The sequence below is a fragment of the Alishewanella sp. SMS8 genome (assembly GCF_030737935.1).
Lineage (GTDB): Bacteria > Pseudomonadota > Gammaproteobacteria > Enterobacterales > Alteromonadaceae > Alishewanella > Alishewanella maricola.
Genome location: NZ_JAPJEA010000001.1, coordinates 1,207,852 through 1,223,666 on the forward strand (window position 1 = coordinate 1,207,852; position 15,815 = coordinate 1,223,666).

Annotated in this window: 19 protein-coding genes and 1 pseudogene; 11 read left to right on the forward strand and 9 right to left on the reverse strand. The window is 47.2% G+C overall.

The features are described 5' to 3' along the window. The first annotated feature begins 17 nt into the window (after positions 1-17). On the forward strand, positions 18-1,316 hold the full coding sequence (locus ORJ01_RS05580) for an APC family permease (protein WP_306177222.1): 1,299 nt from the start codon (positions 18-20) through the stop codon (positions 1,314-1,316). A 67-nt stretch (positions 1,317-1,383) separates the two neighbouring features. On the opposite strand, the gene mutM is transcribed toward ORJ01_RS05580, so the two are convergent. The 5 genes from mutM to radC form a co-directional block, all read right to left on the reverse strand. Continuing rightward, entirely contained in the window at positions 1,384-2,193 is an 810-nt protein-coding gene (gene mutM / locus ORJ01_RS05585) for a bifunctional DNA-formamidopyrimidine glycosylase/DNA-(apurinic or apyrimidinic site) lyase (protein ID WP_306177223.1), read from the reverse strand. 3 nt (positions 2,194-2,196) lie between these two features. Continuing rightward, positions 2,197-2,658: a hypothetical protein gene (locus ORJ01_RS05590; protein WP_306177224.1), complete on the reverse strand. Its 462-nt coding sequence runs from the start codon at positions 2,656-2,658 to the stop codon at positions 2,197-2,199. A 94-nt stretch (positions 2,659-2,752) separates the two neighbouring features. Then, positions 2,753-2,908 carry a 50S ribosomal protein L33 gene (gene rpmG / locus ORJ01_RS05595; protein ID WP_008219722.1) on the reverse strand — a complete coding sequence of 52 codons (156 nt, stop codon included), beginning with the start codon at positions 2,906-2,908 and terminating at the stop codon, positions 2,753-2,755. Positions 2,909-2,919: 11 nt separating this feature from the next. Next, positions 2,920-3,156 (reverse strand): 50S ribosomal protein L28, encoded by a 237-nt coding sequence (rpmB, locus tag ORJ01_RS05600; protein ID WP_026349251.1) that lies wholly within the window; start codon positions 3,154-3,156, stop codon positions 2,920-2,922. A 164-nt stretch (positions 3,157-3,320) separates the two neighbouring features. Then, positions 3,321-3,995: a DNA repair protein RadC gene (radC, locus tag ORJ01_RS05605; RefSeq protein WP_229584830.1), complete on the reverse strand. Its 675-nt coding sequence runs from the start codon at positions 3,993-3,995 to the stop codon at positions 3,321-3,323. Positions 3,996-4,087: 92 nt separating this feature from the next. On the opposite strand from radC, the gene coaBC reads away from it, so the two are divergent. The 3 genes from coaBC to slmA are packed head-to-tail and all read left to right on the forward strand — an operon-like array spanning position 4,088 to position 6,379. Beyond that, positions 4,088-5,311, forward strand: a complete 1,224-nt coding sequence (coaBC, locus tag ORJ01_RS05610) for a bifunctional phosphopantothenoylcysteine decarboxylase/phosphopantothenate--cysteine ligase CoaBC (protein WP_306177225.1) — start codon at positions 4,088-4,090, stop codon at positions 5,309-5,311. Then, positions 5,311-5,769: a dUTP diphosphatase gene (dut, locus tag ORJ01_RS05615; RefSeq protein ID WP_329605539.1), complete on the forward strand. Its 459-nt coding sequence runs from the start codon at positions 5,311-5,313 to the stop codon at positions 5,767-5,769. The genes coaBC and dut overlap by 1 nt, the downstream gene beginning before the upstream one ends. A gap of 16 nt (positions 5,770-5,785) precedes the next feature. After that, positions 5,786-6,379, forward strand: coding sequence for a nucleoid occlusion factor SlmA (slmA, locus tag ORJ01_RS05620; RefSeq protein WP_226749330.1), 594 nt, complete (start codon positions 5,786-5,788; stop codon positions 6,377-6,379). Between the two features lie 62 nt (positions 6,380-6,441). Here the strand turns inward: slmA and ORJ01_RS05625 are convergent, their stop codons facing one another. From ORJ01_RS05625 to rph, 3 genes are all read right to left on the reverse strand, one after another. Next, the gene (locus tag ORJ01_RS05625; RefSeq protein WP_306177226.1) at positions 6,442-6,819 is read right to left on the reverse strand and encodes a diacylglycerol kinase; all 378 of its coding nucleotides are present in this window, start codon (positions 6,817-6,819) and stop codon (positions 6,442-6,444) included. A gap of 77 nt (positions 6,820-6,896) precedes the next feature. Further along, positions 6,897-7,541, reverse strand: a complete 645-nt coding sequence (pyrE, locus tag ORJ01_RS05630; protein WP_226749328.1) for an orotate phosphoribosyltransferase — start codon at positions 7,539-7,541, stop codon at positions 6,897-6,899. A 9-nt stretch (positions 7,542-7,550) separates the two neighbouring features. Continuing rightward, a complete protein-coding gene (rph, locus tag ORJ01_RS05635) occupies positions 7,551-8,264 on the reverse strand; it encodes a ribonuclease PH (protein WP_306177227.1) in 714 nt (237 codons plus the stop codon). 237 nt (positions 8,265-8,501) lie between these two features. On the opposite strand from rph, the gene ORJ01_RS05640 reads away from it, so the two are divergent. From ORJ01_RS05640 to ORJ01_RS05650, 3 genes and pseudogenes are all read left to right on the forward strand, one after another. Beyond that, positions 8,502-9,362, forward strand: coding sequence for a YicC/YloC family endoribonuclease (locus ORJ01_RS05640; RefSeq protein WP_306177228.1), 861 nt, complete (start codon positions 8,502-8,504; stop codon positions 9,360-9,362). A gap of 568 nt (positions 9,363-9,930) precedes the next feature. After that, positions 9,931-10,137, forward strand: a complete 207-nt coding sequence (locus ORJ01_RS05645; protein ID WP_306177229.1) for a hypothetical protein — start codon at positions 9,931-9,933, stop codon at positions 10,135-10,137. Next, positions 10,118-11,110, forward strand: a pseudogene (locus ORJ01_RS05650) (nucleotidyl transferase AbiEii/AbiGii toxin family protein). The gene ORJ01_RS05645 and the pseudogene ORJ01_RS05650 overlap by 20 nt, the downstream one beginning before the upstream one ends. Positions 11,111-11,271: 161 nt before the next feature. Here ORJ01_RS05650 and ORJ01_RS05655 read toward each other — a convergent pair. Further along, complete coding sequence (locus ORJ01_RS05655; RefSeq protein ID WP_306177230.1) at positions 11,272-11,547, reverse strand: hypothetical protein; 276 nt, start codon at positions 11,545-11,547, stop codon at positions 11,272-11,274. 195 nt (positions 11,548-11,742) lie between these two features. On the opposite strand from ORJ01_RS05655, the gene ORJ01_RS05660 reads away from it, so the two are divergent. The 4 genes from ORJ01_RS05660 to rpoZ all read left to right on the forward strand — a co-directional run bounded on the left by ORJ01_RS05660 (position 11,743) and on the right by rpoZ (position 15,781). Then, positions 11,743-14,148, forward strand: coding sequence for a fatty acid cis/trans isomerase (locus ORJ01_RS05660; RefSeq protein ID WP_306177231.1), 2,406 nt, complete (start codon positions 11,743-11,745; stop codon positions 14,146-14,148). Between the two features lie 79 nt (positions 14,149-14,227). Continuing rightward, on the forward strand, positions 14,228-14,722 hold the full coding sequence (locus ORJ01_RS05665; protein ID WP_306177232.1) for a DUF4442 domain-containing protein: 495 nt from the start codon (positions 14,228-14,230) through the stop codon (positions 14,720-14,722). 91 nt (positions 14,723-14,813) lie between these two features. Next, the gene (gene gmk, locus ORJ01_RS05670) at positions 14,814-15,446 is read left to right on the forward strand and encodes a guanylate kinase (RefSeq protein ID WP_306177532.1); all 633 of its coding nucleotides are present in this window, start codon (positions 14,814-14,816) and stop codon (positions 15,444-15,446) included. Positions 15,447-15,505: 59 nt separating this feature from the next. Further along, complete coding sequence (gene rpoZ / locus ORJ01_RS05675) at positions 15,506-15,781, forward strand: DNA-directed RNA polymerase subunit omega (protein ID WP_226749314.1); 276 nt, start codon at positions 15,506-15,508, stop codon at positions 15,779-15,781. Positions 15,782-15,815 lie beyond the last annotated feature (34 nt).

Genomic DNA, 15,815 nt, shown 5'->3' on the forward strand with positions numbered 1-15,815 from the left:
GGCAGTATTGATAACTCGTGAATGTAACTTCGAACAAGGCAAGTTTACCACGCAATCTAGGGCTTTTCGGTCTTTGGTTGCTGGTGATTAATGGTTTTATTGGCGCCGGTATTTTTGGCTTACCGGGTGGCGCGGCTAAATTAGCGGGCGAATATAGCCCCTATATTTATTTGCTCTGTGCCTTACTCATTTTACCCATCTTATTATCCATGGCCGAGCTGTCGAGTTACTTTCGCGGCAGCGGCGGCCCGGTGCGCTATGGCACGGCCGCTTTCGGGCCTTTTATCGGTTTTCAGGCCGGTTGGTTATATTACATTGCGCGTTTAGTTTCTTTTGCCGCCAATACCGTGCTACTGGTCGATAGCATCAGTTATTTTTGGCCCGCGGCCAGCAATACCCTGCAACGAACCTTGCTCCTTAGTGCCATTGTTGGCAGCTTAACACTGATAAATGTGCTCGGCTCGGTGCGCGCCATGCGCTCCTTGGCACTTCTTACCGTGCTGAAATTTGCTGTGTTATTACTGCTGGTGGTTACCGGGATAAGCTACTTTGGTGCACAACTGCTACCCGAAGCGGATGCCATGACGTTGTTTAATAATCACTACGATATCGGCGCTGCCGTGTTGTTATTAATTTATGCTTTTGTGGGATTTGAATCCGTGGTGGTACCCGCTGGAGAGGCCAAAAACCCCGCCAAAGATATGCCCCGCGCCTTATTGTTAGGCTTAGGGCTCGTGACGCTGTTATATATTGCGATTCAATTAGTGAGCGTAGCCGCCGTACCTAACATTGCTGATTCTAGCAACCCGTTACTGGATGTCGCCGCGACGTTATTCGGGCCCGTCGGTGCCATGATGTTAATGCTAGGCGTGGTCGCCTCTGTCGCCGCGAACTTATTGGGTTCTATTTTTTCTACACCGCGCGCCAGCTTCGCCTTAGCCGAAGACGGCAGCTTGCCAAACTGGTTTGCAAAAGTACAGCCGCGCTTTTTAACCCCAGCGAATTCGATTGTCTTTTTTGGGATCTTAGCGCTGATATTAACGCTTTATGGGTCATTTTTATGGCTGGCCGCTGCAACAGTAGTTTCACGCTTGTTGCTTTATGGCCTAACCTGCGCCGCTGTACCAGTATTACGGCCCAAACTGGCCGCCAGCGACAGCTTTATTTTACCCTTTGGTTACGCCATACCACTTCTGGGTATCGCGGCCTGCGTTTGGCTGGCGTTTCAGGTTAGCCTGTCATCGGTATTAGCCACCAGCGCTTTTGTGTTATTAGGCACGGCCTTGTACTTTTTGGCGCGTTGGCAGGCAAAATAATGGCTAATGGCTATAGTTTAAGGCTTTAGAGCAAACTTTAGATAATTCGGTATTCAGATAGGGCCGTTTAACGTTGACAGTGCCGACAAAACACCGTGCTACGCTGACCTAAACGGATTTCTTGTAGCGGCTCACCACAGCTAAAGCAGGGCTTGCCGCCACGCCCATACACTAACAACGCCTGTTTAAAATACCCTGGCTTGCCGTCTACTTGGCTAAAATCACGCAAGGTGGTACCACCTTGCACTATGGCGGCCGCCAGCGTTTCTTTCACTACGGTTGTTAATAACTGTAATTTCTCTGCACTGACTTGATTGGCTGGGGCTTGCGGTGCGATGCCTGCTTTAAACAGCGCTTCGTTGGCATAGATATTCCCTACGCCTACCACCACCTTGTTATCCATCAGCACCAATTTAATGGCGGCAGAACGTTTAGCACAGTGGCTGATTAGGGTTTGCGCGGTAAAGTCTGCCGTCAGCGGCTCAGGCCCTAACGCCCCGAGTAATGGATGGATGCTGCCATTGGCTTGCCACAGTACCGCACCAAAACGACGCGTGTCGTTTAAGCGCAAACATTGGCCACTGCCCAGCACAAAGTCGATGTGATCATGTTTCGCTGGCGCGACGCTGTTCGATACCACTTTTAAATGGCCAGACATACCTAAATGCAAGATCACACTACCGCTTGGCAGTTCCAGCAATAAATATTTAGCACGTCGACTGACAGATAAGATTGGCTGCTGCTGGATCTCAAGCACTTCATCCGGGATCCACCAACGTAATTGCCGTTGTCGAGCAACGACCTTGGTAATCACTTGCTGCTGTAAATGCGGGCTAATACCCAGCCGGGATACTTCTACTTCTGGTAATTCAGGCACAGCCTACTCCAAGGTAAATAACAAACGCGCTTGGGCGGGCGCTAACAAATACAACTGGGTACGCCCCACTTGCTGTACTAAGTAACCGCTAGGTTGGAGATACAACAACCAGATCTGAGGTTCAAACTGCCCCACTAATTGCACACTGGCTTGAGCAATAGGCACCCAATTAGCACCTGCCGTTTCATTACTTGCTACGAGTTGCGTAGTTTGCCAAGCCGCAGCCATCTCAGTAGCAGACACCGTACTAGGTTGATGAGGTTGCCATTGCCATTGACCTGCCGCTTGTACTAAACGCTTTGAGCCAATAGAAACACTTAGCAGCTGGCTAGAGTCAGGGAGCAAACTTACACGTTCTGCGCGGCCAAAATAGGTATTACCTGACCAGTCATACAAGCTAAACATCAGCAGCAGCACAACAAAAATCAGTACATTGTTCCAATTACGACGAGACAATTTCAGCATGATGATGTGTTTTAAAGAAAAGACAGCAGAATAGTAACGCAGGGGCAGTATAAAAAGCAAAAACCCGGCGAAAGCCGGGTTCTTGTAAATTCGATTATTTGATTTTCGCTTCTTTGAAAATCACGTGCTTGCGCACTTTAGGATCGAACTTTTTGATTTCCATTTTTTCTGGCATGGTACGCTTGTTCTTCGTAGTAGTGTAGAAGAAACCAGTACCTGCAGAAGAAACTAAACGGATTTTATCGCGCATTTGTTAATTCCTTATACCTTGTGACCGTTGGCACGAACGTCAACTAGGACGGCATCGATACCTTTCTTGTCAATAATACGCATACCACGAGTGGTTGTACGTAAAGTAACAAAACGGTTTTCACTTTCAACCCAGAAACGGTGAGTTTGCAGGTTAGGCAGGAAACGGCGCTTTGTCGCGTTGTTGGCGTGCGAACGACGGTTACCAACCATCGGACCTTTGCCAGTTACTTGGCATACTCTAGACATGTCAATATTTCTCCAAAATTACGTCAGCTCGAGCTATCTTTCACCCTTCTGGCCTTGAAGGTTGCCCCGAAAATGGATGAGGGCGCACTTTATACACGAAAGCGCAATCAAACTCAAGACAATTTAGCCATGAGCTAGAACGCCTTGTTGTGCCAAGTCCTCATTTACAACCAGCCACGCTCAGCAAAAGAGACGACTTCTGCATCGCCCACAACAAAGTGATCCAATACTCTGATATCAACCAAAGCCATGGCTTGTGTTAGGCGCTCCGTTATTGCTCTATCGGCGCGGCTTGGCTCGGCCACCCCAGAAGGATGATTATGAGCCAGAATAACGGCCGCGGCATTATGCCGTAAAGCGTGTTGAACCACAATACGCGGATAGACTGGGCTTGCATCAATTGTGCCTTGAAATAAGGGCTCAGCACAAATCATACGATGTTGATTATCAAGATAAAGTACCATAAATATCTCGCGTTGCTCTTGTGACAACAAGGAACTCAAATATTTTCGTACTAATGCAGGCTCGGTAAATACCGTTTCTCGCTGCAATTGTTGTTGTAAAAAACGCCGACTCAGCTCCAATACCGCTTGTAATTGCACGTATTTCGCTTCGCCTAGGCCTCTTGCTTGGCAGAACTCCGTTTTACTGGCGCCAAGCAACGCCCGTAAACTGCCAAATTGCTGCAACAACTGCCGAGCTAAACCCACGGCATCAGTGCCTGCAATACCAGTACGCAAAAAGATCGCGAGCAATTCCGCATCCGATAAGGCTTGCGTGCCCAGTTGCAACATTTTTTCACGCGGCCGCTCTGAAAGCGGCCAATCAGTAATCGCCATAACTCGCTCCTTTTCTCGCTGCTGAACGGATGCTGAATTTCGGTTTCCATGCTATCTTATGCCAATCTTATTCTGGCTAGGGTGCTTCTGCTATGCAGCAAAGCCTTGCTTCTAAACGTATTTTACTTGGTATCAGCGGCGGTATTGCCGCTTACAAAAGTGCTGACTTGGTGCGGCGTTTAACGGAACGCGGCGCCGATGTGCGGGTGATCTTAACCGATGCTGCCCAGCATTTTATTACGCCCTTAACGCTACAAGCCCTCTCCGGAAACCCGGTAAGCCATAGCCTCCTCGACCCGTCAGCGGAAGCAGCGATGGGCCATATTGAGCTGGCAAAATGGGCTGATTTAATTATCGTAGCCCCAGCCAGTGCCGATGTGATTGCCCGCTTAGCGCATGGCTTAGCGAATGACTTATTAACCACTTGCGTGTTAGCAAGTGACGCTATCGTGGCTGTGGCACCAGCGATGAATCAGCAAATGTATAAAAATATAGCTACACAAAAAAATATAGCAACATTAAAAGAACATAAATTTCACATTTTTGGGCCAGGTTCGGGTGTGCAAGCCTGTGGTGATGTGGGTGCGGGCCGCATGTTAGAGCCGCTAGACATCGTCGCGTTAATTGAACCGCTTCTTAGCTCTAAACACGTTTTATCGGGCTTAACTTTCACTATTACCGCAGGGCCTACGCGCGAAGCGATTGATCCAGTGCGTTATATCAGTAATCACAGCTCTGGCAAAATGGGCTATGCCCTTGCTGAAGCGGCGGTGAAAGCAGGTGCTAAGGTCACCTTAATCAGTGGGCCTGTGCAATTGCCTGCGCCCGCCGGCGTGCAAATGATTCAGGTTGAAAGTGCTGAACAAATGCATCAAGCCGCACTCACTGCCGCCGCGCAATCCGCTATTTTTATTGGCTGTGCCGCGGTAGCAGATTATCGGATGAGCGAAATCGCCACCGATAAGCTGAAAAAAGGCAGCGAGAGTGAGCTGCATCTCACCTTAGTGAAAAACCCCGATATTATTGCTGCCGTTGCCGGCATGAACAAAAACCGACCTTTTACTGTTGGTTTTGCCGCAGAAACACGCAATGTGCTCGATTATGCTCGGCAAAAATTGCTAAATAAAAAACTGGATATGATCTGCGCCAACGATGTTTCTAAGCCTAATAGCGGCTTTAACAGCAATCAAAACGCCATTACGCTGATTTGGCCCTTAGGCGAATTAGATTTACCTGTACAACCCAAACAACAATTAGCAGAGCAGTTAATCGCCCTGATCAGTCAACATTATCACGCATTAGAAAAGAAGCCATGATGAAAAAAGCTATTGACCTAAAAATCCTCGACCCGCGTATTGGCAACGAGTTTCCTTTACCCGCTTATGCTACTCCAGGCTCTGCCGGTTTAGATCTGCGGGCTTGTGTCGAACAAACGTTAACGCTAGCCCCGGGTGAAACCGCCCTGATCCCTACGGGTATTGCCATTCATATTGGCGATGCACAATTATGTGCAACCATTCTACCGCGCTCGGGTTTAGGCCATAAACACGGTATCGTTCTTGGTAACTTAGTTGGGCTGATTGATTCTGATTATCAAGGCCCGTTAATGGTCTCGATGTGGAACCGTGGCCAACAAAGCTTTAGCATTGAACCCGGCGACCGTATTGCGCAGTTGGTGTTTATGCCAGTAGTGCAAACAGAATTTAATGTAGTTGAGTTATTTGATAGCTCAGAACGAGGTGAAGGCGGCTTTGGCCACTCAGGTAAACATTAAGGATCGTCCAGCTCGCATGACAACACCAAAACGCGCTAATCGAAAAGAAGATATCTTACAAGCTCTTGCCGCCATGCTGCAGAGCAACAGTAATGGTCAGCGGATCACAACCGCGGCGCTGGCAGAAAAAGTCGGCGTATCAGAAGCCGCACTTTATCGGCATTTCCCAAGTAAAGCCCGCATGTATGAAGGCTTAATTGAGTTTATCGAAGACACCTTGCTTTCAACGGTAAACGCGATTAGCGATGAGCACAAAGATACTCGAACTCGCATCAGTTTAATGTTGCAGTTAGTATTAGTTTTTGCCGAACGTAATCCCGGCTTTTGCCGAATTTTAACCGGCGATGCCTTACAAGGTGAGCAAGAGCGGCTTTTAGAAAGAGTGGCGGTCTTGTTTGAAAAGTTAGAAGCACAATTTCGCCAATGCTTGCGCGAGCGCAAATTGCGCGAAGGCAAAGGGTTCAGTATTGACGAAGCAGAACTCGCCAATTTATTGCTAGCCACCGTCGAAGGTAAGATTAACCAGTTTGTGCGCTCGGGCTTTAAACGCTTGCCAACACAGTGCTGGAGTAATCAATGGGCGTTACTTGAGCAAAGTGTGTTTCAATAACCGAATAAAAAAAGCACCGCAAAGTGATAAACTCGCGGTGCCTTGTTGTTACGCTAACCTGTTTAGGGTAGCGTTAAACGCTCCCAAAGCGCCGCTCCCCACACTAAACCAACAATCACTAAACTGGTAAACACCGCAGCTGAAGCGAGATCTTTTGCCCGACCTGACAATTCATGCCGCTCTAAACCGACCCGATCGGTTAATGCTTCAATAGCAGAATTGAGCAATTCAACGACCAACACCAAACACCATACGCCAACAAGCAAGGCAAATTGACTGACCGATTGCGCTAACATCGCGGCTAACGGCACAGACAGCAGGGTTAACAGCGTTTCTTGACGAAAAGCGGATTCGTGCCGCCAGCCAGCAGCAAAGCCCTGCATAGAGCATTTAGCGGCTTTTAACACCCTTGCTAACCCAACGCCATTTGGCTTTATCATAGTGCGTTCCTAACTGTGCTTAACAGGCTGTCTTTTTATTTGGATAGCGAGCTTAGGTATTAAATCTTAAGAATAGATTAATTTACACCATACTCTGCACGATAAGCTTGTACCGCGGCCAAATGCTCAGCTAATTCCGGTTTATCCATTAAATAATGGATCAGATCCGGCAAGCTGATAATCGACACCACCTTAGTCGCAAAATCACGCTCAACTTCTTGAATCGCTGATAACTCACCTTGGCCACGCTCTTGCCGATCCAACGCAATTAACACGCCGGTTAGCGTGGCGCCTTGTGCTTGAATCAGTTGCATCGATTCACGGATAGCCGTACCCGCGGTAATCACATCATCCACCAACATGATGCGCCCTTGCAGAGGTGCGCCGACTAAATTGCCGCCCTCGCCATGGGTTTTCGCCTCTTTGCGATTAAAACAATAAGGCACATCGCGGTCATAGTGATCCGCTAAGGCAACTGCGGTAGTGGTGGCAATAGGGATGCCTTTATACGCTGGGCCAAATAGTACATCGAAGTCTAAGCCGCTATCTTGTAAAGCCGCAGCATAAAAGCGACCTAACTTTGCTAAATCAGAGCCGGTATTAAACAAGCCTGCATTAAAAAAATACGGGCTGGTGCGGCCAGACTTTAAGGTAAAGCTGCCAAACTTTAACACTTGGCGCGCTAAGGCAAACTCAATAAACTCACGCTGAAATGCTTTCATACAAACCTCTTAGGCCAATACACGTTTTTGTTCAGCGACGATATCAAGAATGGCGTGATGACCCAGGCCTAACATCTGTTGCATTTCATCAAAGCTAAACGGCGCCTCTTCTGCGGTACCTTGAATTTCAATGATTTGGCCTGTTTCGGTCATCACTAAATTCATATCGGTTTCTGCCGCAGAATCTTCAGCATAATCTAAATCTGCCACGGGCGTGCCTTTGTAAATACCCACCGACACCGCCGCAACCATGAATTTTAACGGGTTCACTTTTAACACGCCTTTGTTGCGTAAATAGCTCAACGCATCAACTAAAGCTACACAAGCACCGGTAATCGATGCTGTACGCGTACCACCATCGGCCTGAATCACATCACAATCGATGGTAATGGTGTTTTCACCCAGTAAGCTTAAATCTACTGCGGAGCGCAGTGCCCGACCAATCAAGCGTTGAATTTCCATGGTGCGACCGCCTTGCTTACCCCGAGCCGCTTCACGATCATTACGCGTATGCGTTGCTCGCGGTAACATGCCGTACTCTGCCGTGATCCAACCCTTACCTTGGCCTTTTAAAAAACGTGGCACACCTTCCACTACGCTGGCAGTACAAATCACTTTGGTATTGCCGAACTCCACCAACACCGAACCTTCGGCGTGCGCGGTAAAATTACGGGTAAATGAAAGAGGGCGGATTTGACTGGCGGTTCTGCCACTTGGACGCATAAAGCTTCTCCTGACTAAAAATGTAGGGGCTATTATAAGAGCTTAGGCCGCTAAGGGCTATCTCTAGGCAAAATCAATCACGTTTTAGTCAGGTAACAAACCATTTAGGCATGATTAGCGACACTCTTTACCCATACCCTTGCGCCGATGATGACAGGGTAAGCTGCTGCTGATATTGGCCATTTAACCTGAAACTCAGGTATACTCAGCCCTATTCTTGCTGTTTGGAACAAATCAATGATTCATAGTATGACTGCCTTCGCCCGCCACGAAACCCAAGCCAGTTGGGGTACTGCCCAATGGGAAATTCGCTCTGTTAATCAGCGCTATTTAGAATCGTACTTTCGTTTACCCGAGCAATTTCGTGGCCTCGAAAGTTTATTGCGTGACAAACTGCGAAACAGCCTGCAACGCGGCAAAATAGAAGTGAATTTACGTTTTCATGCCAACCAAGCCGCGGGTGAACTGACACTAAATGAGGTCTTTGCCGAACAGCTGTTACAAAAAGCGCAGCAATTACTGCAAAAAGCCCCACAAGCCACCCTAAATATTGCCGACATTCTGCGCTGGCCCGGTGTCATGGAAACACCCAGCGAAGATGTAGACGCACTACAAGGCGAATTACTGGCGGGCTTTGACGCCGCCTTACAAGACTTTTTAGCCGGTCGCGGCCGCGAAGGCGACGCCATCGAGCAAATGATCCAGCAACGTTTAAGCGCCATTACCGAACAAGTGGCCTTTGTGCGTAGTCACTTACCGCAAGCGATGCAATGGCAGCGTGACCGTATTGTAAACCGGTTAAACGATATTAAAGCCGATATCGAGCAAGGCCGTTTAGAGCAAGAAATGGCGTTTTTAGCCTCAAAATCCGATGTAGCTGAAGAGCTAGACCGCCTTGATGCACATATCAAAGAAACCCGCCACACCCTAAAAAAAGGCGGCGCCTGCGGCCGCCGCTTAGATTTTATGATGCAAGAGTTTAACCGCGAAGCGAATACGCTATCATCGAAAGCTATTAGCACTGAGATTACCAATGCGGCTGTAGAGCTTAAGGTGTTGATAGAGCAGATGCGGGAGCAGATCCAAAACGTGGAATAAATTAACGTTACCGGAAATAAAACAGTAGGTTCAATCAGGAACCTACTGTTTAAAAATGACATACCAAGCACTTCCGCACAGAAGCACTCTTCACCAAACACTATACCTCAACTAACTGAACCAAGAGCGGGCAGGCTGTCGCTGGGCTTACCTTGTTAAGGTGAATACATTAGCTAATCCACTCATTTGGTGAGTGGAATAGCAGAGCTAATCACCTCTGCTAACTTTACTCGGTCAAGTAACGCTAAACACTAAGCGGGCAAATTCAACTGAGTTTAACTCTTCACCAAAGCTTTATTTATGCAGAGTTTCGGCTTTTAATTGTCGTATTTTTGCATATGCTATGACCATTATTTGCAGGAGGTATCAGATGACGATACAAGACAGAATACAAACCAGAGTAAAGCGCTCTAAGCGTTCTGTTTTCCTGCGCTCTGATTTTACTGATATCGCTGATTATGACCAGGTTGGCCGAGGCCTCAGAAGCCTGGTGCAAGAGGGCTTGCTGCTTAAAATTGGTTAGGGCCTGTATGTGCGTGCCAGAGTCAATCGCATCACTGGCCAGTTAATGCCAGATAACCCAGCCGGTAACGATGGGGTGCTTATTGAAGCCATGGAAAGGTTAGGCGTTGATTATAAGCTTGATGACTTATCTCTTAAAAATTTGTCAGGCGAAAGCACTCAAATTCCAGCAAACGTCAAAATTATTCCAAAGAGCTCACGCTTTACCCGCAAAATTGCGGTAGGGAAACAGCGTGTCAACGAAATTCGATAGCTCACTGTTTGTCGACGTTGCCAACGCCCTGGGGCTCGGTAACCCGGCTAATGTTGAAAAAGACTATTATGTCGTAAAGCTGCTGGTACATTTATCTTATATTGAACTCCCCTATCACCGAATCGTATTTTCTGGCGGCACGGCGCTGGCAAAATCATCAATAAAAACTTATCGCATGTCTGAAGATGTTGATCTGAAACTGGTTCCTAAGCCGACGTTTTCTGGGCTTATTTCCCGCAATGCGAAAAGAAATGCCCGTAAAACGGCTAAGCAGTTGGTTGAGTCGACAATTTAAACGAGTAAAACTTTTTCTATTGAGAAAACCGCGCTGGTACTGGATGAATACAGGTACTTTAACTTCGATATCCGTTACCCTCAAGAGTACCAACAAGCACCTTGTCTTCACCCATTCTTCAAGTTGGAGTTTATCGAGTCTGATTTACTCTGTATTGCTGAGTCTCGCAGCATCCAGTCAATTTATGCGCAAATGTTGAAATCTGATATCGAGATTAAACATTTGTCTTGCGCTGCTATTGTCGAGACGCAAGCAGAAAAATTGCTGTCAAGGATGCGCAGAACAGCCAGTGTGGCGCTCAACAGTGGACGAGATGATGATGAGACCTTGGTTAGGCATATTTACGATACGTACCATATCCAGCTTGCCCAACCTTCCAAGATAGAACAACTTGGCTCTCTGGTAGTCAGAGCCATTAAAACCGATGTCGAGCGCTATGGTAATCAACACCCGCAGATGGTTGAATCCCCTATCGAGGAATTTCGCTTCCGATTGCAGCTCTTAGCTGCGACCCCAAAGTTCGAGCAGCGCTATAACAGCTATGTTAGCCCTATGGTTTATGCAGAAAGCCCTGCCAAATGGCACGATGCTTTAGCTGTTTTTATAAAGCTGTCGAATGACGTACTGGATTATGCAGAGCAACAATTTGATAACCCGCTTTCGAATCTAAGAAGTTAATGAGTATTAAAAGCGAACAAAAAATGGTGGGCAAAGTGGCGGGTAAAGCAACAAAACACCAACAATTAAAAAATTAAACTACTGTTTTAAAAAATAAATTTACAATCTACAAGTAGATCTACATCGAATAATATAAAACTAGGTTGTAGCGATAGGCAAGCTCAAAAATCAGGGGCATCGTTTTCACTACTTGGGTATTTAGCTTGTAAATACGCTAAGCGGGCTTCTGCAGTGGCAAATGCGGTGCATTTGATAAATTGCATGTCATCGCTTTCTTCTTCCAGTAAAAAAGCCATCGTGCTTTCGTCAACTACCACTAAGAATTGCGTATCAGTGTCAAAGGTGTAAACCGTGCCGCCTTCAAAGCGCTTAAATACCGTCATTTTGGCAAAGTCATCTTCCGTGAAAACCACCGCAGCACTCTCTTGCTCGCTCATGCTCATTCCTTAATTTTATTGTTGAACCACTCATAACAACACGCCAAGCGCCTTAACATCAACAACATTTATTCGATACTAAAAAATCTCATCCTCGACACCACAACGACTTTTAATAGCCGTTTTTTTTGGTTGCAGTTAGTAATTTTAGCAAAGAACGGCTAGTATATTTGCTTAAGAAAGTAGGGAGTTATTTTGAAACGGACAGTATTTTTATCAAACCAATGGCGAGTATTACTTGTCTTATGCGCGATTGTTGCGGCGCTGTACTTCGCAGATCGGGCATCACCTTTAGCACGCGGCAAAGCTGCCGACAGCCTAACGCAGCCGTTAATCAGCCAAGATCCAGAGCTTGCTGCGCATTACCAACAACAGATAAAACCGCTGCTGGAATCTCGCTGCGTGGTGTGTCATGCCTGTTACGACTCCCCTTGCCAATTGAACATGAGCGCACCGCAAGGTTTTGCGCGCGGCGCGCATAAAGAAAAAGTGTACGATGGCACACGTTTATTAGCCGCAACACCGAACCGGCTGCACCTTGATGCCGCCACCACGCAAGAATGGCGTGAACGTGGCTTTTTTTCAGTGCTGGAAAACCAACAAGCAGATGCGCCGATCACCACCGGTTTAATAACGAAAATGCTGCAATTAAAACAAGCACATCCGCTACCAGACGCTAATGCGATGACAGAACAATTTGATTTAAGCCTGAATCGTCAACAGCAATGCCCAACAGATAGCGAATTTGCTCGTTATGCCAAGGCGCAGCCTTATGCCGGAATGCCATATGCTTTACCCGGTTTAAATGCACAAGAACATAGCCTTTTAAGCAATTGGCTTAGCGCCGGCGCTTATTTTCCTGCGGATGCGCCATTACCGGCCGCACACCAAGCCGCTGTGCAGCAACTTGAGCAATGGCTCAATACTGATGATTTAAAAACCCGGTTAAGTGCTCGCTATATTTACGAGCATTTATTTACGTCTCATTTGTATTTCAGCGCACTGCATGATGACAACGAACGACCACAATTCTTTCGGCTCTTGCGCTCAAAAACACCACCTGGCCAAGCTATTGAGGTAATTGCCGGGCGCCGACCTTATGATGATCCGGCAGTTGAGCGCGTTTATTATCGGCTTCAAGCCGTGCGCGACACTATTGTCAATAAAACGCACCAACCATACGACATCAACGACAACTTGCTGCAAAAATGGCAACGCTGGTTTAAAGATGCCGACTATCAAGTGCATGCATTACCCGGCTATGCCCCCGAGATCGCCGCCAACCCACTGACCGCCTTTAAAGCACTACCAGTGAACGCGCGCTATCGCTTTATGTTAGAGCGTGCTGAAAATACCATTATGGGTTACATCAAAGGCCCGGTTTGCCGCGGCCAAGTGGCACTTAATGTTATTAACGATCGATTTTGGGTATATTTTATTAAACCCGAACTCGCTGAAAGTGCCGCCGTAAATGCTTTTTATCTCTCGCAACAAGACAATTTGCGCTTACCGGCTGAAGAAGAAAGTACCACCTTTGCCGTGAGCTGGGTCGGCTTTGCTGCTCGACAAGGCGATTATCTGCAAGCACGTAGCGCTTTTTTAAATGAGCATTTACAGCAAAGCGCCTACCTAACCCCTGACGTGTTGTGGGATGGCGATGGCCAAAATCAAAATGCTAGCCTCACCGTTTTTCGGCATTTTGACAATGCCACTGTGGTAAAAGGGTTACTGGGCGCTCCCCCTAAAACCGCTTGGGTTATTGATTATGCGCTGCTTGAACGCATCCACTACTTGCTGGTTGCCGGGTTCGACGTTTATGGTAATTACGGTCATCAACTGATGACACGGCTGTATATGGATTTTCTGCGCATGGAGGGTGAATCGAATTTCTTAGCCTTTTTACCCGAGGCCAGCCGCCGCCAAGAATTTGCAGATTGGTATCAGCAAGCAGGTCCAGAACTGACCGAGTTTATTAAAGGTGACATTAACCCGTTTTCACAACCCAGCGGCATCACGTTTCAAACGCCAGATCACAAAGCCGAACTATATCAATTATTTGCAGAGCAATTATACGCTGTGCAACCGCAGCGTTATCAATTAAGCGATAGCCAATTAAACAACAACAGCTTAAACCTGCTCTCTCAATTAGGGCAGCTACAAGGCACCAGTGCGACACTATTGCCTGAGCTTACCATTATTATGCTGGAACCCTCCGATGGCCGTGCCGCAGAATTATTTACGTTGATCCGCAATAGCGCCCACTTTAATGTCAGCAGCCTATTAAAAGAAGAAGAAAACCGTCATCCGGCCGCAGATACCACCACCTTAGTCAGCGGTATTTTAGGCAGTTACCCCGATGCATTTTGGAAACTATCCGAAGCACAGTTGCCTAAAGTTGTCGCACAAGTGCAGCAAATGCACACTGAGCAACAGTATCGGCAATTGCTGAACGACATTGGCATTGGTCGGCACCATCCTGACTTTTGGCAGTTTAGTGACAAACTTAACCAGCAGTTTCAACAGCGCTACCCCATCGACGGCAGCTGGCTAGATTACAATCGGTTAGAACATCGGCCATTGCAACAAGCCAAGGCCAACTAGCGCTAAGCGAAATCGCCAATTTGCTTTTGGTCAGACCAGTGGTAAGCTAGGCTAAAGCAAACAATTTTGAGTTTTAGATATGGCAACCTCACTACGCAAAGCCAATTGGTTTTTAAAGTTATTCGCTTGGCGCTATATTCCGCTAATTGGTTTTTGTTCACCGAAAATTGTCCGCATGGATGAAAAAACGGTAGAAATTACCATGCCGCATGCTTGGCGCACTAAAAATCATTTAGGCAGTGTTTATTTTGGTGCTTTGGCCATCGGCGCCGATTTAGCCGGGGCTTTTTCTGTGTTTAGTAAAGCCAAAGATCGCGGTGTTAATGCCAACTTTGCCTTTAAAGATGTACAAGGCCAATTTTTAAAACGCCCCGAAGCGCAGGTGCATTTTACCAGCCATGATGGCGCTGTGATTGACCAGATGATTGATGAGTCTTTAGCCAGTGGCGAGCGTATCAATAAGCCTGTTTCAGTGGTGGTGACCTGCCCCAGCTTACATGGCACTGAACCAATGGCCACCTTCACGTTAACCTTGTCGATCAAGGCCAAAGCGAAAAGAAGCGCAAAAGCCTAAGCCACGACAATTGCACGCAGCGGCGACAGGCAGTAAACTTGCTTGCCTATCCTCGTTGCGCTTAAAGGTAACCACTTTGACTGAACACAACATGCAGCAACTTAGCGGCAATCTGTTTATCATTTCTGCCCCCAGTGGCACCGGTAAATCTAGTTTGATCCAAGCCTTATTGCAGCGCCATGCTGATATGCAATTAAGTGTTTCGCACACCACCCGTGCCCCACGTGCCGGTGAGCAAGATGGCGTGCATTATCATTTTACGACGGTCGACGATTTTAAAGCGCGCATTAAAAATAATGAGTTTTTAGAATGGGCCGAAGTCTTTGGTAATTATTACGGTACGTCTCGCGCAGCAATAGAGCGGCAATTAGCGCAAGGTATTGATGTGTTTTTAGACATCGACTGGCAGGGCGCAAGGCAAATTCGCGAACAAGCAGCGGGCACCATTGGTATTTTTATATTACCGCCAAGCTTAACTGAACTGCAGCAACGCCTAACCAATCGTGCAACTGACAGTGCTGACGTTATTGCTGGGCGTATGGCAAAAGCCCAAAACGAAATGTCGCATGCCGACGAATATGACTATTTAATTATCAACGATGACTTTGCTGCTACGCTGCATCAACTTGAGCAAATTGTACTTTGCCAGCGTCACCGCTTCGCCTCTGCACAACAACGGCAACAGCCATTGCTCGATCAATTGTTGGCGAAACCGATAAAATAGCGTATATTATGCGGTCTTGTAACATCCCTGATTAACCCTGAATATTTCCGGAGTGCTGAATGGCTCGCGTAACCGTTGAAGATGCTGTAGATAAAATTGGTAACCGTTTTGATTTAATTCTGGTTGCAGCACGCCGTGCTCGTCAGCTAGCCGTTGAAGGCAAAGAGCCATTCGTTGAACTTGAAAACGACAAACCCACGGTAGTGGCGTTGCGTGAAATCGAACAAGGTTTCATCACGAGCAGCATCTTGGATGCGCAAGAGCGTCGTGATCAATTACAACAAGAAGCCTCTGAAATGGCGGCAGTCGCGGCCATTATTGGTTCAGATCAGTAAAAATTCCCGTCTAATCGATGTCAGCGGCACTTTA

Coding starts and splice junctions, on each gene's coding strand:
- ORJ01_RS05590 (WP_306177224.1), bottom strand. CDS start 2,658: ATGCTGAAATTGTCTCGTCGTAATTGGAACAATGTACTGATTTTTGTT.
- rpmG (WP_008219722.1), bottom strand. CDS start 2,908: ATGCGCGATAAAATCCGTTTAGTTTCTTCTGCAGGTACTGGTTTCTTC.
- rpmB (WP_026349251.1), bottom strand. CDS start 3,156: ATGTCTAGAGTATGCCAAGTAACTGGCAAAGGTCCGATGGTTGGTAAC.
- radC (WP_229584830.1), bottom strand. CDS start 3,995: ATGGCGATTACTGATTGGCCGCTTTCAGAGCGGCCGCGTGAAAAAATG.
- coaBC (WP_306177225.1), top strand. CDS start 4,088: ATGCAGCAAAGCCTTGCTTCTAAACGTATTTTACTTGGTATCAGCGGC.
- dut (WP_329605539.1), top strand. CDS start 5,311: ATGAAAAAAGCTATTGACCTAAAAATCCTCGACCCGCGTATTGGCAAC.
- slmA (WP_226749330.1), top strand. CDS start 5,786: ATGACAACACCAAAACGCGCTAATCGAAAAGAAGATATCTTACAAGCT.
- ORJ01_RS05625 (WP_306177226.1), bottom strand. CDS start 6,819: ATGATAAAGCCAAATGGCGTTGGGTTAGCAAGGGTGTTAAAAGCCGCT.
- pyrE (WP_226749328.1), bottom strand. CDS start 7,541: ATGAAAGCATTTCAGCGTGAGTTTATTGAGTTTGCCTTAGCGCGCCAA.
- rph (WP_306177227.1), bottom strand. CDS start 8,264: ATGCGTCCAAGTGGCAGAACCGCCAGTCAAATCCGCCCTCTTTCATTT.
- ORJ01_RS05640 (WP_306177228.1), top strand. CDS start 8,502: ATGATTCATAGTATGACTGCCTTCGCCCGCCACGAAACCCAAGCCAGT.
- ORJ01_RS05645 (WP_306177229.1), top strand. CDS start 9,931: ATGCCAGATAACCCAGCCGGTAACGATGGGGTGCTTATTGAAGCCATG.
- ORJ01_RS05655 (WP_306177230.1), bottom strand. CDS start 11,547: ATGAGCGAGCAAGAGAGTGCTGCGGTGGTTTTCACGGAAGATGACTTT.
- ORJ01_RS05665 (WP_306177232.1), top strand. CDS start 14,228: ATGGCAACCTCACTACGCAAAGCCAATTGGTTTTTAAAGTTATTCGCT.
- gmk (WP_306177532.1), top strand. CDS start 14,814: ATGCAGCAACTTAGCGGCAATCTGTTTATCATTTCTGCCCCCAGTGGC.
- rpoZ (WP_226749314.1), top strand. CDS start 15,506: ATGGCTCGCGTAACCGTTGAAGATGCTGTAGATAAAATTGGTAACCGT.